This is a genomic window from Mesorhizobium loti R88b (genome assembly GCF_013170845.1).
Classification (GTDB): Bacteria; Pseudomonadota; Alphaproteobacteria; order Rhizobiales; family Rhizobiaceae; genus Mesorhizobium; species Mesorhizobium loti_B.
In genome coordinates this window covers 3,568,301-3,584,719 of sequence record NZ_CP033367.1, presented here as the reverse complement: position 1 = coordinate 3,584,719, position 16,419 = coordinate 3,568,301, and the positions used below count along the sequence as shown (strand labels likewise).

Sequence of the window (16,419 nt, the reverse complement as noted above, 5' to 3'; positions counted from 1 at the left end):
TGGTAGGCTTACTTCACAGCCTTGTCGGTGATGGCGGTGGTGTAGGCGCCTTTCGGCTCCTTGGTGATGATCTTCTGGTCGAGCAGCGCCTTGGCGGTGCGCTCGTAGGTCGCCGGATCGAGCTTGCCGTCGGCATTGTCGATCAGCTTGGCGACTTCGCTCATCATGCGCTTCTGGTGGTTCTCGTCCTGGCCGCCGCCGTCCATGACAATGCTTGCCGCTTCGTCATTGTTGTCGACGGCGTATTTCCAGCCCTTCATCGAAGCGCGCACGAAACGCACCATCTTGTCCTCGAAGGCCGGATCCTTGAGCTTGTCTTCCGACGCATAGAGGCCGTCCTCAAGCAGGTCGTTACCCATCGCCGAGTAGTTGAAGACGGTCAGCTGTTCCGGCTTGTAGCCGGCGTCGATCAGCTGCCAGTACTCGTTGTAGGTCATGACCGAGATGCAATCCGCTTGCTTCTGGATCAGCGGCTGCACGTCGAAGCTCTGCTTGAGCACGGTGACGCCGTCCGGGCCGCCTTCGGTCTTCAGGCCGAGCTTGTTCATCCAGGCGTAGAACGGATATTCGTTGCCGAAGAACCAGACGCCGAGCGTATGGCCCTTGAAGTCGGCTTCGGTCTTGATCGGGCCATCCTTCGGGCAGACCAGTTCCATGCCGGCCTTCTTGAACGGCTGGGCGATGTTGACAAGCGGCACGCCTTTTTCGCGTGCGGCCAGCGCACCGCCCATCCAGTCGACGATGACATCGGCGCCACCGCCGGCAATCACCTGCTCGGGCGCGATATCGGGGCCGCCCGGCTTGATGTCGACATCGAGGCCCTCGGCCTCATAGAAACCCTTGGCTTTGGCGACATAGTAGCCGGCAAACTGGGCCTGCGTGACCCATTTCAGCTGCAACGTCACCTTGTCGGCGGCCATTGCCTGGAACGCGGCCAGCGACATCGCGCCGGCCAGAACCGGAATAATCAGTTTTTTCATTCTTTTACCCTCTGAAGTTAGTGCCCTTAAACCCACCGCCCCTATCCACCACGGACAGAGGGATGCCAAAACGTGACGGCTCTTTCGACAAGAGCGACCACGCCATAAAAGACCGAACCCGCAAGAGCTGCAACTGCGATTTCGGCCCAGACCATGTCGATGTTCATCCGCCCGACCTCGGTGGAGATGCGGAAGCCCATGCCGACCACGGGCGTGCCGAAGAACTCGGCGACGATGGCGCCGATCAGCGCCAGCGTCGAATTGATCTTCAGCGCGTTGAAGATGAAGGGCGCGGCGGCCGGCAGCCTGAGCTTGATGAGCGTTGGCCAATAGCCAGACGCATAGGTGCGCATCAGGTCGCGCTCCATATGACCTGACGCGGCAAGCCCGGCGACTGTGTTCACCAGCATCGGGAAGAAGGTCATGATGATGACGACTGCCGCCTTGGACTGCCAGTCGAAGCCGAACCACATCACCATGATGGGTGCGACGCCGATGATCGGCAGCGCCGAGACCATGTTGCCGATCGGCAAGAGCCCGCGCCGCAGGAACGGCACGCGGTCGGCGAGGATCGCGGTGATGAAGCCGGCGCCGCTGCCCACGACATAGCCGAACAGCACCGCCTTGAAGATCGTCTGCCGCACATCGGCGCCGAGCACCGGCAGGGAGTTGGCGATCCGCACCCCAATCGCACTCGGCGGCGGCAGCAGGATGAAGGGAATGCCGGCACCGCGGGTGACGGCTTCCCAGATGATCAGGATCCAGGCGCCGAAGATGGCCGGAATGAGCAGGCGCAACGCCGTCCGCTCAGAGCTGCCAAGAGGCCGCAGTGATGAAAGCACCGCTACGCAACGCCAATCGAGCAACCACGCTGCCGCCAGCAGCAGGAAATATGGCGCCAATGCCGTGCCTTCGAAACCGGCAATGCCCGAGATCAGCAGCCAGGCGACGAGATGGGCGCCGATGAATAGCACCACGGCCTCCGCAAGCGGCGCAATCCTGACCATCGAGATCAGTGCCGCCAGCACGGCCAAGCCGAGCATTAAACCCTTCGTTCCGAGATAGGGGTAATTGATAGCAGCCGTCGGGTCGGCAAGTGCCGCCGCTTCCGGTTTCGACATTGCGCCGAGCGCGATTGCAGTCAGGCATAGCACAATGGTCAGCGCCGCTTGCCAGGAGGGCTTCAGCCAGTTCATGCCGGCCTCCCGCCCATGGCGCGATCGACGAGGCGGCCAGCAATGCCGACCACCATGACCAGCAGCGCCGCCACGATCGAGCCGGCGACCAGCGCCGACCAGATATCGATCGACTGGCTGTAATAGGCGCCGGCGAGCAGCTTGGCGCCGATGCCGGCGACCGCACCGGTCGGCAGTTCGCCGACAATGGCGCCGACCAGGCTCGCCGCCACCGCCACCTTCATCGAGGTGAACAGGAAAGGCACCGAGGCCGGCACACGCAGCTTCCAGAAGGTCTGCATACGACTGGCATTATAGGTGTGCATCAGGTCGAGATGCATGATCTCGGGCGAGCGCAGCCCCTTCACCATGCCCACCGTCACCGGGAAGAACGACAGATAGGTCGAAATCATCGCTTTCGGAATCAGGCCACTGATGCCGACCGCCCCCAGCACGACGATGATCATCGGCGCCACCGCCAGGATCGGAATCGTCTGCGAGGCGATGATCCACGGCATCAGGCTGCGGTCCAGCGTCGCCACATGCACGATGCCGACCGCAATGATGATGCCGAGCGCCGTGCCGAAGGCGAAGCCGAGCAGCGTCGAGGACAGCGTCACCCAGGCATTGTAGACGAGGCTGCGGTTCGAATTGATGGGCCGCAGGAAGGTGTTCTCAAAGAAATTCACAGCCACCTGATGTGGTGCCGGCAGCGTCGGCTTCGGCTGCGACAGCGTCTTGCCGATGAGCTCGCTGAAGGTGGAAGTCTCATTCGCACGGCGGTCGAGATCGCGCTGGAACGGCGCGTTGAGGATGACGGCGAAGACGTACCAGAGGATGACGACGCCCAGGAGGATGGACGTGACGGGCACGAGCTTGTCGCGGAAGGTGTCCATTTAGCGGGCCCTTCCCAACCGCAACTGCAGAAAGCGGCGCTGCCGGTCTTTCGTCATCCTAGGGCGGAGCGACGCGAAGCGTCGCGCAGACCCTAGGATCCATTCCGTGACGTTGGCCGAGGGGTATAAGCGGTCGAGAATGTTCGCCTTCCAACGCACTGCGTAGGGAGCACTGTTTTGCACCGCTGCGGAGCGTCGAGGTAACGGCATGGATCCTAGGGTCTGCGCCGCGTCGCTTCGCTCCTTGCTCCGCCCTAGGATGACGAAGGCGCGGGTGGCCGCCCCCTCACCCGACCTCCGCTTCGCTCCGGCCACCCTCTCCCCGATGGGGAGAGGAGGAAGCTCATCGTGCGCGCCCTCAATCATCATAGCTATGCCCTGCCCGCAACCCATCGCGCACCCGCGCGGCGATCGCCAAAAACTCCGGCGTTTCGCGGATGTCGAGCGGCCGCTCTTTCGGCAGCGTCGATTCGATGATGTCGCTGACCCGACCAGGTCGCGGCGACATCACGACGATCCGCGTCGAGAGATACACAGCTTCCGGAATCGAGTGGGTGACGAAGCAGATGGTCTTGTTGGTCCGCCCCCACAGTTCCAGCAATTGCTCATTGAGATGGTCGCGCACGATCTCGTCCAGCGCGCCGAACGGCTCGTCCATCAAAAGCAGGTCGGCGTCAAAGGCCAGCGCACGCGCAATCGAGGCGCGCTGCTGCATGCCGCCCGACAACTGCCAGGGATATTTCTTCTCGAAACCCGAGAGATTGACGAGGTCGAGCGTGCGCTTGATGCGCTCCGACTGCTCGGCTCTGGACAGGCCCATGATCTCCAGTGGCAGACCGACATTGCGCTCGATGGTGCGCCAGGGAAACAGGGCGGCCGCCTGGAAGACATAGCCATAGGCGCGCTTTTCGCGCGCCTGTTCCGGTGTCATACCGTTGACCGAAATCGTGCCGGAAGTCGGCTTCTCCAGATCGGCGATGACGCGCAGCAGTGTGGTCTTGCCGCAGCCCGAAGGTCCGATGAAGGAGACGAACTCCCCCTTGCCGATCGTCAGGTCGACATTGGACAGCGCCTGCACCGGCCCGTCATTGGTCTGGAAGGTGAGGCCAAGTTTGCTTGCCGCGACGACGGCTGGCGAAATCCCCGTCATCGGCCGCTGCCTGCCTGTTCCCGCCCCTGCGGCGCAAACCGGATTCCGATTGCTTTTATCGTGTTGTTGTTTTCCACTCGCCCAGTCCCATTGGTCTCTGTCCCACTCAAATCGACGCCCGGAGTTCCCCGATGTCGCCCAAACCCACTTGTCATCTTATCCGCCCTGAAAGCACTTATGAAGGCAAGCAGGGGTTGACCTATTTCGCCGGCATTGCCAAGGAGTCGGTCGGCTCCTCGGGCATATGCATGCACGTTCTCACCTTGCCGCCCGGCGCCCGCGCCAAGGCGCATCTGCATGAGAACCATGAAACGGCGATCTACGTGCTCTCCGGCGAGGTCCATACCTGGTATGGCGACCGGCTCGAGCACCATATCATCGTCAAGGCCGGCGACCTCTTCTACATTCCGGCCGGCGTGCCGCATCTGCCGGCCAATCTGAGCAATGCTCCGTCCTCGGCCGTCATTGCCCGCACCGATCCCAACGAACAGGAAAGCGTCGTCCTGCTGCCGGAACTGGATGCGCTGGTCGCCTGAGGCTGACGGGACCGCCGTCATTTGCACCGCGAGACTTCGCCCATGACGTTGCCGTCTGCGTCGGTGATCGTCAGCTTCTTGGCGTTCTTGGCACTGCGCTTGATGGTGAAATTGGTCGGCTCCTGTCCGTCTTCGCCTTCCGCCTCGCATGTCGCCGTCACCACCAGCGATCCGTCAGCCTGCGCTTGCGTCTTCGTGAACGTGCAGGCGCTGGCGGCGGTGGTCAGTTCCTTGTCAGTCAAAAGCAGCATCTGATCAGCCGCGACTTCCTGACCGTTGCGGTTGATGCAGCCATATTTGTCGCCATAGGGCTTGGACAGATCGATATTTGCCGCGAAAGCCTGGCCAGCAGCCAAAACGACAGCCATCGCAACAGACAGACTAAAACCACGCATGCTCATTCCCCCATTGTCCAAATTCAAGAACATGATTGCAGCGGCCCCAGTTCCTCAAGGCCGGGAATGGTAACGAAGAAGCCATCCTCTCCCTTGTTGGTGACCACGATGGTTTCGGTCGTCGTCCCCGCCTCACCCTCGGCGGAACAAGTCGAACTCACGGATTGCGCACCCGGCAACGCCATAAATTGCTGCGTGAAACGGCAGCCACTGCCATAGGTCTCGATGCCTTCCGCCGTCAGAACGATATAGGCATCACTGTCCTGGTGGCCGGCCTTCACGCCGGCACAGCCTTCATCATTGCCCCAGGAGCCGGCAAGCACGCCGGCCGCAGTTGCCGGACCACCGGCAACTGTCGCCAAGACCAGGGAGATGAGCGCGGCGGATCGCGCCAAGCTCAGACGCCCGTCGCCGGAATGCCCGTGCGTTCCACCTTGCGCGGCGCGGTGATGTCCTTCCACGTCGACAGCGCCCGGTTGACCGCCGCGTTCGGCTCGCGGCCGACGAATTGGCCGTGGCCCGGCTTGGCCTTAACTTCGGCTTCCTCGATCGACAGTTCGCCGCGCGAGAACACAAAGCGCGGCAGGCCGGTCACCTCGACACCTTCGAAGACATTGTAGTCGATGACCGACTGCTGCTTCTTCGAAGAAATCGTCTTCTTTCGCAGGGGATCCCAGACGACGATGTCGGCGTCAGCGCCTTCGACGATGGCACCCTTCTTCGGATACATGTTGAGGATCTTGGCGATGTTGGTCGAGGTCACCGCGACGAACTCGTTCATCGTCAGCCGGCCGGTGTTGACACCGGTGGTCCACAGCACCGGCAAACGGTCTTCGAGCCCGCCGGTGCCGTTCGGGATCTTGGTAAAGTCGCCGATACCGTTGCGCTTCTGCTTGGTGGTGAAGGCGCAATGGTCGGTTGCCACCACTTGCAGCGACCCGGCCTGCAGACCGGCCCAGAGCGAATCCTGGTGCAATTTGTTGCGGAAGGGCGGGCTCATCACGCGCCGCGCCGCGTGGTCCCAGTCCTTGTTGAAATACTCCGTCTCGTCGAGCGTGAGGTGCTGGACCAGCGGTTCGCCGAACACCCGCATGCCTTTCTGACGCGCCCGGCGGATGGCCTCATGCGCCTGCTCGCAGGAGACATGCACGACATAGAGCGGCACGCCGGCCATGTCGGCGATCATGATGGCGCGATTGGTCGCCTCGCCTTCCACTTCCGGTGGGCGTGAATAGGCGTGGCCCTCGGGGCCGTTATTGCCGGCGGCGAGCAGTTTTTGCGACAGCGCTGCAACCACATCGCCATTCTCGGCATGCACCAAGGGCAGCGCGCCAAGGTCGGCGCAGCGCTGGAACGACGCATACATCTCGTCGTCATCCACCATCAGCGCGCCCTTGTAGGCCATGAAGTGCTTGAACGAGGTGATGCCCTTGTCGACGACAGTGGCCATCTCGTCGAACACCTGCTTGCCCCACCAGGTGATCGCCATGTGGAAGGAATAGTCGCAGGCAGCCTTCGAGGTCTTGTTGTCCCACATTTGCAAGGCCTCTAACAGCGATTGCTGCGGCGCCGGCAGGCAGAAATCGACAACCATCGTGGTCCCGCCGGCAAGTGCTGCGCGCGTGCCGGATTCGAAATCGTCGGCCGAATAGGTGCCCATGAACGGCATTTCGAGATGGGTGTGCGGGTCGATACCGCCCGGCATGACATAGCAGCCGGTGGCGTCGTACTCATGGTCGCCATGCAGGTCGGAACCGATGGCGACGATCTTGCCGTGGCTGAACAGCACATCGGCCTTCCAGCTGCGGTCGGCGGTGACGACGGTGCCGTTCTTGATGACTTTGGTCATTTTTATCGTTCCCTTGTTCTCTTCGCGCTTCATTACGAGCGGCGTTTGGAAGGTAGATTTCTAAGCTCACTCCACGATGACAGCCGTCTCCACCACCGCATGGAACAGCACGTCGGCGCCCGCCGAAGCCCATTCCTTGGTGATTTCCTCGGCCTCGTTGTGTGACAACCCGTCAACGCAGGGGCACATCACCATGGCGGTCGGCGCGACGCGGTTGATCCAGCAGGCGTCATGGCCGGCTCCCGAGACGAGGTTGCGGTGCGTATAGCCGAGCCGTTCGGCGGCATCGCGGATTGCCTTGACGCAGCCAGGATCGAAGGTCACCGGGTCGAAGGCGCCGACCTGCTCGATCTTGTACTGGATGTCGAGCGCCTCGCAGATCGTGTCGATGCCTTCGCGGATGCGCCCATCCATCGCATCCAGCACTTCCTTCTCGGGTGAGCGGATATCGATGGTGAAGACGGTGCGGCCGGCAATGATGTTGCGTGAATTCGGGAACACTTCCATGTGGCCAACCGCACCGACGGCGTCCGGCTGGTAGTCCATGGCGATCTCGTGCACCAGTTCGATCACGCGGGCCATGCCGAGCCCGGCATTGCGACGCTTGGGCATCGGTGTCGAGCCGGTATGGGCTTCCTTGCCGGTCAGCGTCACCTGCAGCCATTTCAGGCCCTGGCCATGGGTGACGACGCCAATGTCGATGTCTTCGTCCTCGAGGATCGGCCCCTGCTCGATATGCAGTTCGAAGAAGGCGTGGATCTTGCGGTCGCCGACCTTCTCGGTGCCCTTCCAGCCGATCCGCTCCAGCTCCTCGCCGAATTTTTTCCCCTGTTTATCGGTGTGCTGGTACACGTCCGCCTGCTCCAGCACGCCGGCGAACACGCCGGACGCCATCATCGCCGGGGCAAAGCGCGAGCCTTCCTCGTTGGTCCAGTTGGTAACGACGATCGGATGCTTGGTCTTGATGCCGAGATCGTTGAGCGAGCGCACCACTTCCAGCCCGCCCAGCACGCCGAGCACGCCGTCATACTTGCCGCCGGTCGGCTGCGTATCGAGATGGCTGCCGACATAGACCGGCGGCAGGCTGGGATCGGTGCCTTCGCGGCGGGCAAACATGGTGCCCATCTCGTCGAGGCCCATTTCGAGCCCGGCTGCCTCACACCAGCGCTTGAACAGATGCCGGCCCTCGCCATCCTCGTCGGTCACGGTCTGGCGGTTGTTGCCGCCGGCAATGCCGGGGCCGATCTTCGCCATCTCCATCAGCGAATCCCACAAACGGTCTGAATTGATTCGCAGATTCTCGCCGGGCGCGGCCATTCAACATCCTCTCACTCATGACATCGGCCGGGCGGCGGTTCCCGCCGCCCGGCCGATGGAAACAGGTTAGTCTATCGACCTCAGCACTTCACGCACATGGTCGATCAGTTCGTTGATCTGGCCCTTGGTGATGATCAGCGGCGGCGACAGCGCGATGATGTCGCCGGTGGTGCGGATCAGCGCGCCGCGCTCGAACGCCTTGACGAAGGCCGAGAAGGCCCGCTTGGTCGGCTGGCCGGCGATCGGCGCCAGTTCGATCGCGCCGATCAGGCCGATGTTTCTGATGTCGATGACGTTCGGCTCGCCCTTCAGCGAGTGCAGCGCATCTTCCCAATAGGGCGCCAGTTCCTCGCCACGGGTGAGCAGGCCCTCTTCCTTGTAGGTGTCGAGCGTGCCCAGCGCCGCCGCGCACGCGATCGGATTGCCCGAATAGGTGTAGCCGTGGAAGAACTCGATCATGTGCTCGGGGCCGGTCATGAAGGCGTCGTGGATTTCCTTCTTCACGAACACCGCGCCCATTGGGATGACGCCGTTGGAGACGCCCTTGGCGGTGGTCATGATGTCGGGCGTGACACCGAAATAGTCGGCGGCGAATGGCGTGCCGAGGCGGCCGAAACCGGTGATGACCTCGTCGAAGATCAACAGAATGCCGTGCTTGGTGCAGATTTCGCGCAGCTTCTGCAGATAACCCTTCGGCGGCAGGATGACGCCGGTGGAGCCGGCGACCGGCTCGACGATGACGGCGGCGATGGTCGAGGCGTCATGCAGCGCGACGATGCGCTCCAGTTCGTTGGCCAGCTCCGCGCCATATTCCGGCACGCCCTTGGTGAAGGCGTTCTTTTCCGGCAAATGCGTGTGCGGCATATGGTCGACGCCGCCAAGCAGCGTGCCGAACATCTTGCGGTTGGTGACGATGCCGCCGACCGAGATACCGCCGAAATTGACGCCGTGATAGCCGCGCTCGCGGCCGATGAGGCGGGTGCGCGAGCCCTCGCCCTTCACGCGATGATAGGCGATCGCCATCTTCAGCGCGGTCTCGACAGATTCCGAACCGGAATTGGTGAAGAACACATGGTCCATGTCCTTGGGCGCCAGGTCGACCAGGCGGTTGGCCAGTTCGAAGACGATGGGGTGGCCCATCTGGAAGGCCGGCGCATAGTCGAGTTCGGCGGCCTGGTGCTGGATCGCCTCGGTGATCTTCGGCCGGCAGTGACCGGCATTGACGCACCACAGGCCGGCGGTGCCGTCCAGCACCTTGCGGCCATCGCTGGTGGTGTAATGCATATCCTTGGCGGACACGAACATGCGTGGCGCCTGCTTGAACTGCCGGTTTGCGGTGAACGGCATCCAAAATGCGCTGAGATCGTTCGGCGTGACTTTCAGCCGGTTGGACATGAGCAGGACTTCCCCTTGTGAACTGTTTCGGTGCGTCCAACGCTTGGTCTTTGCCGCGCTTTCATGCTACGCAAATTTTTGACCGATTGGACAAACGTTAGCACCGCCCTGTCGGCGGTCAAGGGATTACTAGCGGAAATGCGGCTCCAGAAGTGCGTTCCACAGCTCGGAGAAAAACTGGTCCAGAGAATTGGTCCAGATGACCTTGAATGCGAGATTTGGCAACACGAGGGTTCGCAAAGGTGAACACCGGCACGGAAGCCCCTCGCCGCACCCGCATCCAGCAGGAAAAGCGCGAGCTCATCCTGGAAGCAGCACTCGAAGTGTTCTCCACCAACGGCTTCCGCGGCTCGACCATCGACCAGATCGCCGAAGCCGCCGGCATGTCGAAACCCAACCTGCTCTATTATTTCCGCCGCAAGGAAGACATCCACGAGACATTGATGCAGCGCCTGCTTGACACCTGGCTGGCGCCGCTGCGCGAACTCGACGACGTCGGCGACCCCATGACCGAACTCAGGAGCTACATCAGGCGCAAGCTGGAGATGGCGCGCGACTTTCCGCGCGAGAGCCGGCTGTTCGCCAACGAGATCTTGCAGGGCGCACCGCGCATCATGCCGCTGCTGGCCGGCGAGCTGAAGACGCTCGTTGATGAGAAGGCATCAGTCATCAAGGGCTGGATGCGTGCCGGCAAGATCGCTCGCACCGACCCGTGGCACCTGATCTTCTCGATCTGGGCAACGACGCAGCATTATGCCGATTTCGACGTCCAGGTGCGCGCCGTGCTGGGGCCGAACCGCGGCGGCGACGGCCGCTTCGAGGATGCGGCGCGGTTCCTGGAGCAGCTGTTCCTGGATGGGCTGAAGCCGAAAGGCTGACCTCCGCCGCGATGGCTCAAGCGCTGCGTCGCTCGGCCGGCAGCGCATCCAGCAAAGCCTGCAGCTTGGCGATCGAGTTCTGCTCGGCAAGCGGCGTGTAGACGATCAGCTTCATGTCCGAGCCGTCATCGATCGACAGGCTCATATGCTCGAACACCATCGCGCCGGCGATGGGATGCCGGATATGCTTCATGCCGGACAGGCGGTGCACGACATCGCGCTGCGGCCACCATTCACGGAATTCGGGACTTGAGCGCATCATCAGCGCGATCAGCCGCTCGAAATCCGGATCGCCGACATATTTCGCACTCTCGGCGCGAAACGCAGCAAGGGTTGCGCGCGCCAATTGTTCCCAGTCCACCAGCAAATGCCGCCGGTGTGGATCGGTGAACACGCCGTGGATGATGTTGCGGGCGTCCCCCTCCAGTTGCCCATAGTCGCCGAAAATGGCGACGGCCCCGGCATTCCAGGCCAGCACGTCCCAGCGCGGGCCGACGATATAGGCAGGCTGCAGGACCAGGCTTTGCAGCATATGCAGCAAGGGGCCTTCGAGCTTTGCCGGCCCAATGCGCCGTCGCTCGGGCTGCTGGCGGCCGGCAAGCGTGAACAGATGCCGCTTTTCGGCGGCATCGAGGCGCAGCGCCCCGCACAGCGCCGTCAGCACCTCCACCGAAGGGCGCACATCCCTGCCCTGTTCCAGCCAGGTGTACCAGGTGGTGCCAACGCCGGCGATCATCGCCACCTCTTCGCGGCGCAGGCCCGGCGTGCGCCGCCTGAGACCGGTCGCGATGCCGGTTGCCGAAGGCGTCAACCTTTCGCGCCGCGAGCGCAGGAATGCGCCGAGTTCGCGCCGGCGGGTGTCTTCAGCGGAATGAGAGGGAGCGTCCATGCCCTATTATAGCAGTACTGGTACCAGGATAAAGTTTGAACTGTTTGAGATCAATCAGACGTCCCATCTTGCGTTTGGAGCAACAGACAGGAGGCTCCCGACATGGACCTGAAAGACAAGACAATCCTCATCACCGGCTCGACCGACGGCGTCGGCCGCGTCGTGGCGCAAAGGCTGGGTGCCGCCGGCGCCCGGGTGCTGGTGCACGGCCGCGATGCCACGCGCGGCAAGGCGGCCGTGGCCGAAATCGAAGCCGCCGGCGGCAAGGCCGAGTTCTTCGCCGCCGACCTCGCCTCGCTGGCCGAGGTACGCCGGATCGCCGAGGCCGTCCGCGCCCGAACGGACCGGCTCGACATCCTCATCAACAATGCCGGCATCGGTACAGCAGGCGCCAAACGGCAGATCAGCGCCGACGGCTACGAACTGCGCTTCGCCGTCAACTACCTCGCCGGCTTCCTGCTGACCTCGGAACTTCTGCCGCTGCTGAAGGCCAGCGCCCCGGCGCGCATCGTCAACGTCGCATCGGCCGGCCAGCAGGCGATCGATTTTGGCGATGTCATGCTGACCCATGGCTATAGCGGCGTGCGCGCCTACTGCCAGAGCAAGCTGGCGCAGATCCTGTTCACCGTCGATCTGGCGGGAGAGTTGAAAGGCACCGGCATCACCGTCAACGCGCTGCATCCGGCAAGCTACATGAACACCACCATGGTCCGGCAGGCCGGCGTGACGCCATGGAGCTCGGTGGAGACCGGCGCCGACGCCATCGTCAACCTCGCCACCTCATCCGCGCTCGAGGGGCGCAGCGGCCTCTATTTCGACGGCCTGCGCGAATCCCGCGCCGACGCCCAGGCCTACGACGCCAAGGCACGACAACAATTGCGAAGCCTGAGCCTCGACCTTGTCGGCCCGGTTTCCCAAGAATCGAAGGAGCAGAATTCATGACCAGCAGAACCGAACACACAGTCATCATCGGCGGCTCGTCCGGCATCGGCCTGGCGACCGCGCGCAAGCTGATTGGGCCGGGCATGAAGGTGACGATCACCGGGCGCAACCAGGACAAGCTTAACAGTGCCTGGAAAAGCCTCGGCGGCGCCGCCGACAAGGCGGCGTTCGATGCTTCGAAGCCGGACGAAGTGCGCCAGTTCTTCGAGCGCCTCGGCCCGTTCGACCACCTCGTTCTGGCCGCGAGCGGCGGCAAGGGCCTTGGCCCGTTCGCGACACTCGACCTTGCCGATATCGGCAGCGGCGTCGAGGAGAAGGTGCGGCCGCAACTGTCCTGCTTGCAGGCCGCCTTGCCGACGCTCAACAAATCCGGATCGGTCACCTTCATCTCGGCGGTGTCGGCTCAGGTCACCATGCCCGGTGTCGCCGGTATCGGTGCCGTCAACGGCATGCTGCTGACCGTGACGCCGATCCTGGCGGTCGAGTTGAAGCCGCTGCGCGTCAACGTCGTAGCGCCCGGCGTCATCGACACGCCGTGGTGGGACTTTTTACCCGACGAGCAGCGGCATGCGGTCTTTGCCGAATATGCCGGCAAGACGCCCGTCGGGCGGATCGGCCGCGCCGAAGACGTCGCCTCGGCGATAGCCTTCCTCGTCTCCAACGGCTTCATGACCGGCCAGGTGCTGACCTGCGATGGCGGGCTGCGGTTTGCAGCATAGGGAAATGGCGGCGGGCCAAGATCGCCGCCAGCCCTTCTAAAGCGACTGCGCAATCAGCGTCAGGAAACCACCACCCAGCGCAACATTGCCGACGAAGCCGTTGATGCGCGCTGCGCGGTCCGGGCCTTGGTGGTCCCAGAAATTGTGGAACATCGGCGTGGCGGCGATCAGGAACAGCACCAGCACCGCGCAGGCAAGCGCGGTCCACAGGCCTGCCATCACCAGCACGCCGGCGATGACCTGCAGGACGATGCCGGCCCACAGCGCCAGCCGCGCCTGCGGCACGCCGCGCGCGGCCATCAGCCCGGTCAGAAAGGCCGCGTTCTGGATGTTGCGCAGGCCGGCGAAGACGAAAGCGCCGCCAAGCAACAGGCGACCGAGAAACAACAAGGTCGAAGGCAAATCGACAGGCATCAAATTCTCCCCTTAAAAACAGTCGGAGCGCCGCCTTCTCGACAGCGCTCCGAAACACGTCAGGACAATCAGGCCGCCTTGGCCGCCGGCATCGGATGAATGGCCTGGAACGGAATGCAAAGCCGGTTCCAGGTGTTGATCATGCCGAGCGCAACGGACAGCTTGACCAGTTCCTCTTCCGAGAAATGCTCGAGAGTACGGGCATAGAGCTCGTCCGATACGCCATTGTTGGCAATCAGGGTCACGGCTTCGGTCCAGGCCAAGGCGGCGCGCTCGCGTTCGGAGAACAGCGGCGATTCCTTCCAGGCCGCGACGAGATAGAGCCGCTGCTCGGTCTCGCCATCGCGCCTGGCCTCGCGGCTATGCATCTCGACGCAATAGGAACAGCCATTGATCTGCGAGGCCCTGAGCTTGATCAGGTGCAGCAGGCTGACCTCGAGCCCGCATTCGTCGACCGCCTTGTTGAGCGCCGACACCGCCTTCATGATCTCGGGCGCCTTGGCGAAAAATTGCATCCTCTGTTTCATCTTGATGTCCTTTACATCTGCTTTGGGCTTTGCGGGTTTGAACTGGATTTCTGCGGCCGCTGGTGGCGTGCGACAAAGGCACAGCTCGCGGCAAACGATCTCGGATCGCCCTGCGCCGCATAGTCCGCCACGATGTCGGACAGCTTTGTTTCGGCGAGTGCTGCCCGATAGGCGCGCTCCGCCTTCAACATCGCGGCATTGATGCCGCAGGGTTTGACATAGGCCGAGGCATCGATCTTGACCGGACCGTTGCGGCGGATCTCGCCGCAGCGAAACGCCGGTTCGCGCCCTTCGACGGCCAGCACGATGTCGAGCAGCGTGATCCGTTCGGCGGCCCGCGCCAGCCGGTAGCCGCCCGCCGGCCCCGGCACCGACTCCAGGATGCGCGCGGCCGTCAGCATGTTGAGATGCTTCAGAAGATAGCTCGGCGACAGGCCGAATGACTCGGCAAGAGCAGCACCCGGCATGGTGCTGTTGCTCTCGACGCTCGCCAGCGTGGCCGCGCAGTGGATGGCCGCCTCAACGCCCTCGCCCAGCTTCATGATGCCGATCTCCAATTCATGGATATGTCTTATCGTGGATATTTTTTATCTGCAATAGGAAAGTGCGGAAATCCACATGTTCGCGATGGCTTCACAGGACTTGGGTTCCTCGCACCCCGCAAAGCGCTACGACATGCCCACATTTCCAGGCAGTTGGTCTTTGGCGATGGCGTGCATGGCAGCCTGGCGCATGCATTGTCTTATGCCGCGCTGGTCGACCCCCACTCCGTCTCGGCTTCGCCGAGCCACCTCTCCCCCGATCGACGGGGTAGAGGAAAGGCGCCAGGCTTTTTGCCGTCAACGCTCGTCCAGCAAGGCTCCATTCCTTTCCCTCCGGAGGGGGAAAGGTGGCGCTGCGAAGCAGCGACGGATTGGGGGAACCACGTGGCAATCAAGCCTCGGGCAGATCAGTCATGCCAGTCACAGAAGATGTGTGCATGGCGTAGACGTCGATCGGAGCGAGGAACCCGCATTCTGCGAAGGCAGCCCCTACTCCGCCGCCACCTTGGCCATCGGGTTGTTCGGGTGCGTGGTCCAGTTGGCATAGATCGGCGACACCGGCTTGCCGGTGCGCTCATCCATCGCGCCGACCGCCAGCGGCTCCATGGTGATGCAATTGTCGACCGGGCAGACATTGACGCAGAGATTGCAGCCGACACACTCGGCCTCGATCACCTCGAAATGCCTGACGCCGTCGACCATGCTGGTGATCGCCTGGTGCGAGGTGTCCTCGCAGGCAATGTGGCAGCGGCCGCACTTGATGCAGGCGTCCTGGTCGATACGCGCCTTGGCGATATAGTTGAGGTTGAGATACTGCCAGTCGGTGACGTTGGGCGTGGCGCGGCCGATGACGTCGTCGAGCGTGCGGTGGCCCTTCTCGTCCATCCAGTTTTCGAGGCCGGCGATCATCTCCTGCACGATCTTGAAGCCGTAGGTCATCGCCGCCGTGCAGACCTGCACGTTGCCGGCGCCGAGCGCCAGGAACTCGGCCGCGTCGCGCCATGTGGTGATGCCGCCAATGCCCGAGATCGGCAGACCACGGGTTTCAGGATCGCGTGCGATCTCGGCCACCATGTTCATGGCGATCGGCTTCACCGCCGGGCCGCAATAGCCGCCATGCGAGCCTTTGCCGTCGATCGTCGGCATCGGTGCGAAACTGTCGAGGTCGACACCGGTGATCGAGTTGATGGTGTTGATCAGCGACACCGCATCTGTTCCACCCGCGTGCGCTGCCCGCGCGGGCTTGCGGATATCGGTGATGTTGGGCGTCAGCTTGGTGATGACAGGCATGCGCGTGTACTGCTTGCACCAGCGCACCACCATTTCGATATATTCCGGCACCTGGCCGACGGCGGCACCCATGCCGCGCTCCGACATGCCATGCGGGCAGCCGAAATTGAGCTCGATGCCGTCGGCGTTGGTTTCCTCTACGAGCGGCAGGATGGCTTTCCAGCTCGCCTCCTCGCAGGGAACCATGATCGAGGCGATCAGCGCCCGGTCCGGCCAGTCCATCTTGACCTGCTTCATCTCGCGCAGATTGGTCTGCAGGTCGCGGTCGGTGATCAGCTCGATGTTGTTAAGGCCGAGCAGGCGCCGATCGGCACCCCAGATCGCGCCATAGCGCGGGCCGTTGACGTTGACGACAGGCGGGCCTTCCTCGCCCAGCGTCTTCCACACCACACCACCCCACCCTGCCTTGAAGGCGCGGATCACATTATAGGCCTTGTCGGTCGGTGGCGCCGAGGCAAGCCAGAACGGGTTGGGCGATTTGATGCCGACGAAATTGTTGCGGATGTCTGCCATGACAGGTCCCTT

Annotated in this window: 18 protein-coding genes; 4 read left to right on the top strand and 14 right to left on the bottom strand. The window is 62.9% G+C overall.

Annotation, left to right across the window (positions count from 1 at the left end):
- Nucleotides 1-8: 8 nt before the first annotated feature.
- From EB235_RS17515 to EB235_RS17500, 4 genes are all read right to left on the bottom strand, one after another.
- Nucleotides 9-980, bottom strand: a complete 972-nt coding sequence (locus EB235_RS17515) for an ABC transporter substrate-binding protein (RefSeq protein ID WP_027029766.1) — start codon at nucleotides 978-980, stop codon at nucleotides 9-11.
- 41 nt (nucleotides 981-1,021) lie between these two features.
- On the bottom strand, nucleotides 1,022-2,176 hold the full coding sequence (locus tag EB235_RS17510) for an ABC transporter permease (protein WP_027029767.1): 1,155 nt from the start codon (nucleotides 2,174-2,176) through the stop codon (nucleotides 1,022-1,024).
- On the bottom strand, nucleotides 2,173-3,051 hold the full coding sequence (locus tag EB235_RS17505) for an ABC transporter permease (protein WP_027029768.1): 879 nt from the start codon (nucleotides 3,049-3,051) through the stop codon (nucleotides 2,173-2,175). Before EB235_RS17505 ends, EB235_RS17510 begins: the two co-directional genes overlap by 4 nt.
- 358 nt (nucleotides 3,052-3,409) lie before the next feature.
- Nucleotides 3,410-4,201: an ABC transporter ATP-binding protein gene (locus tag EB235_RS17500; protein ID WP_027029769.1), complete on the bottom strand. Its 792-nt coding sequence runs from the start codon at nucleotides 4,199-4,201 to the stop codon at nucleotides 3,410-3,412.
- 131 nt (nucleotides 4,202-4,332) lie between these two features.
- Between EB235_RS17500 and EB235_RS17495 the strand changes: the two genes are divergently transcribed.
- Complete coding sequence (locus EB235_RS17495) at nucleotides 4,333-4,737, top strand: cupin domain-containing protein (protein ID WP_032925428.1); 405 nt, start codon at nucleotides 4,333-4,335, stop codon at nucleotides 4,735-4,737.
- 17 nt (nucleotides 4,738-4,754) lie between these two features.
- Here the strand turns inward: EB235_RS17495 and EB235_RS17490 are convergent, their stop codons facing one another.
- The 5 genes from EB235_RS17490 to EB235_RS17470 all read right to left on the bottom strand — a co-directional run bounded on the left by EB235_RS17490 (nucleotide 4,755) and on the right by EB235_RS17470 (nucleotide 9,693).
- On the bottom strand, nucleotides 4,755-5,132 hold the full coding sequence (locus tag EB235_RS17490) for a hypothetical protein (protein WP_171878146.1): 378 nt from the start codon (nucleotides 5,130-5,132) through the stop codon (nucleotides 4,755-4,757).
- Nucleotides 5,133-5,155: 23 nt separating this feature from the next.
- Nucleotides 5,156-5,527: a hypothetical protein gene (locus EB235_RS17485; protein ID WP_027029772.1), complete on the bottom strand. Its 372-nt coding sequence runs from the start codon at nucleotides 5,525-5,527 to the stop codon at nucleotides 5,156-5,158.
- Nucleotides 5,528-5,529: 2 nt separating this feature from the next.
- Nucleotides 5,530-6,981, bottom strand: a complete 1,452-nt coding sequence (gene hydA, locus EB235_RS17480; RefSeq protein ID WP_027029773.1) for a dihydropyrimidinase — start codon at nucleotides 6,979-6,981, stop codon at nucleotides 5,530-5,532.
- Nucleotides 6,982-7,047: 66 nt separating this feature from the next.
- Entirely contained in the window at nucleotides 7,048-8,298 is a 1,251-nt protein-coding gene (locus tag EB235_RS17475; protein WP_027029774.1) for a Zn-dependent hydrolase, read from the bottom strand.
- Nucleotides 8,299-8,364: 66 nt separating this feature from the next.
- Nucleotides 8,365-9,693, bottom strand: a complete 1,329-nt coding sequence (locus tag EB235_RS17470; protein ID WP_027029775.1) for an aspartate aminotransferase family protein — start codon at nucleotides 9,691-9,693, stop codon at nucleotides 8,365-8,367.
- A gap of 242 nt (nucleotides 9,694-9,935) precedes the next feature.
- On the opposite strand from EB235_RS17470, the gene EB235_RS17465 reads away from it, so the two are divergent.
- Nucleotides 9,936-10,571: a TetR family transcriptional regulator C-terminal domain-containing protein gene (locus tag EB235_RS17465; RefSeq protein WP_027029776.1), complete on the top strand. Its 636-nt coding sequence runs from the start codon at nucleotides 9,936-9,938 to the stop codon at nucleotides 10,569-10,571.
- 16 nt (nucleotides 10,572-10,587) lie between these two features.
- Here the strand turns inward: EB235_RS17465 and EB235_RS17460 are convergent, their stop codons facing one another.
- Nucleotides 10,588-11,460, bottom strand: a complete 873-nt coding sequence (locus EB235_RS17460) for a helix-turn-helix transcriptional regulator (protein ID WP_027029777.1) — start codon at nucleotides 11,458-11,460, stop codon at nucleotides 10,588-10,590.
- A gap of 102 nt (nucleotides 11,461-11,562) precedes the next feature.
- On the opposite strand from EB235_RS17460, the gene EB235_RS17455 reads away from it, so the two are divergent.
- Both EB235_RS17455 and EB235_RS17450 read left to right on the top strand, forming a co-directional pair.
- Nucleotides 11,563-12,402, top strand: a complete 840-nt coding sequence (locus EB235_RS17455; protein WP_027029778.1) for an SDR family oxidoreductase — start codon at nucleotides 11,563-11,565, stop codon at nucleotides 12,400-12,402.
- Nucleotides 12,399-13,121, top strand: a complete 723-nt coding sequence (locus tag EB235_RS17450) for an SDR family oxidoreductase (RefSeq protein ID WP_027029779.1) — start codon at nucleotides 12,399-12,401, stop codon at nucleotides 13,119-13,121. Before EB235_RS17455 ends, EB235_RS17450 begins: the two co-directional genes overlap by 4 nt.
- A 36-nt stretch (nucleotides 13,122-13,157) precedes the next feature.
- Here the strand turns inward: EB235_RS17450 and EB235_RS17445 are convergent, their stop codons facing one another.
- The 4 genes from EB235_RS17445 to preA all read right to left on the bottom strand — a co-directional run bounded on the left by EB235_RS17445 (nucleotide 13,158) and on the right by preA (nucleotide 16,407).
- A complete protein-coding gene (locus EB235_RS17445) occupies nucleotides 13,158-13,535 on the bottom strand; it encodes a DoxX family protein (protein ID WP_027029780.1) in 378 nt (125 codons plus the stop codon).
- A gap of 68 nt (nucleotides 13,536-13,603) precedes the next feature.
- Nucleotides 13,604-14,062 (bottom strand): carboxymuconolactone decarboxylase family protein, encoded by a 459-nt coding sequence (locus tag EB235_RS17440; RefSeq protein ID WP_027029781.1) that lies wholly within the window; start codon nucleotides 14,060-14,062, stop codon nucleotides 13,604-13,606.
- A gap of 11 nt (nucleotides 14,063-14,073) precedes the next feature.
- Entirely contained in the window at nucleotides 14,074-14,604 is a 531-nt protein-coding gene (locus tag EB235_RS17435) for an RrF2 family transcriptional regulator (protein ID WP_027029782.1), read from the bottom strand.
- A gap of 489 nt (nucleotides 14,605-15,093) precedes the next feature.
- Nucleotides 15,094-16,407 carry an NAD-dependent dihydropyrimidine dehydrogenase subunit PreA gene (gene preA / locus EB235_RS17430; protein WP_027029783.1) on the bottom strand — a complete coding sequence of 438 codons (1,314 nt, stop codon included), beginning with the start codon at nucleotides 16,405-16,407 and terminating at the stop codon, nucleotides 15,094-15,096.
- Nucleotides 16,408-16,419: the final 12 nt, after the last annotated feature.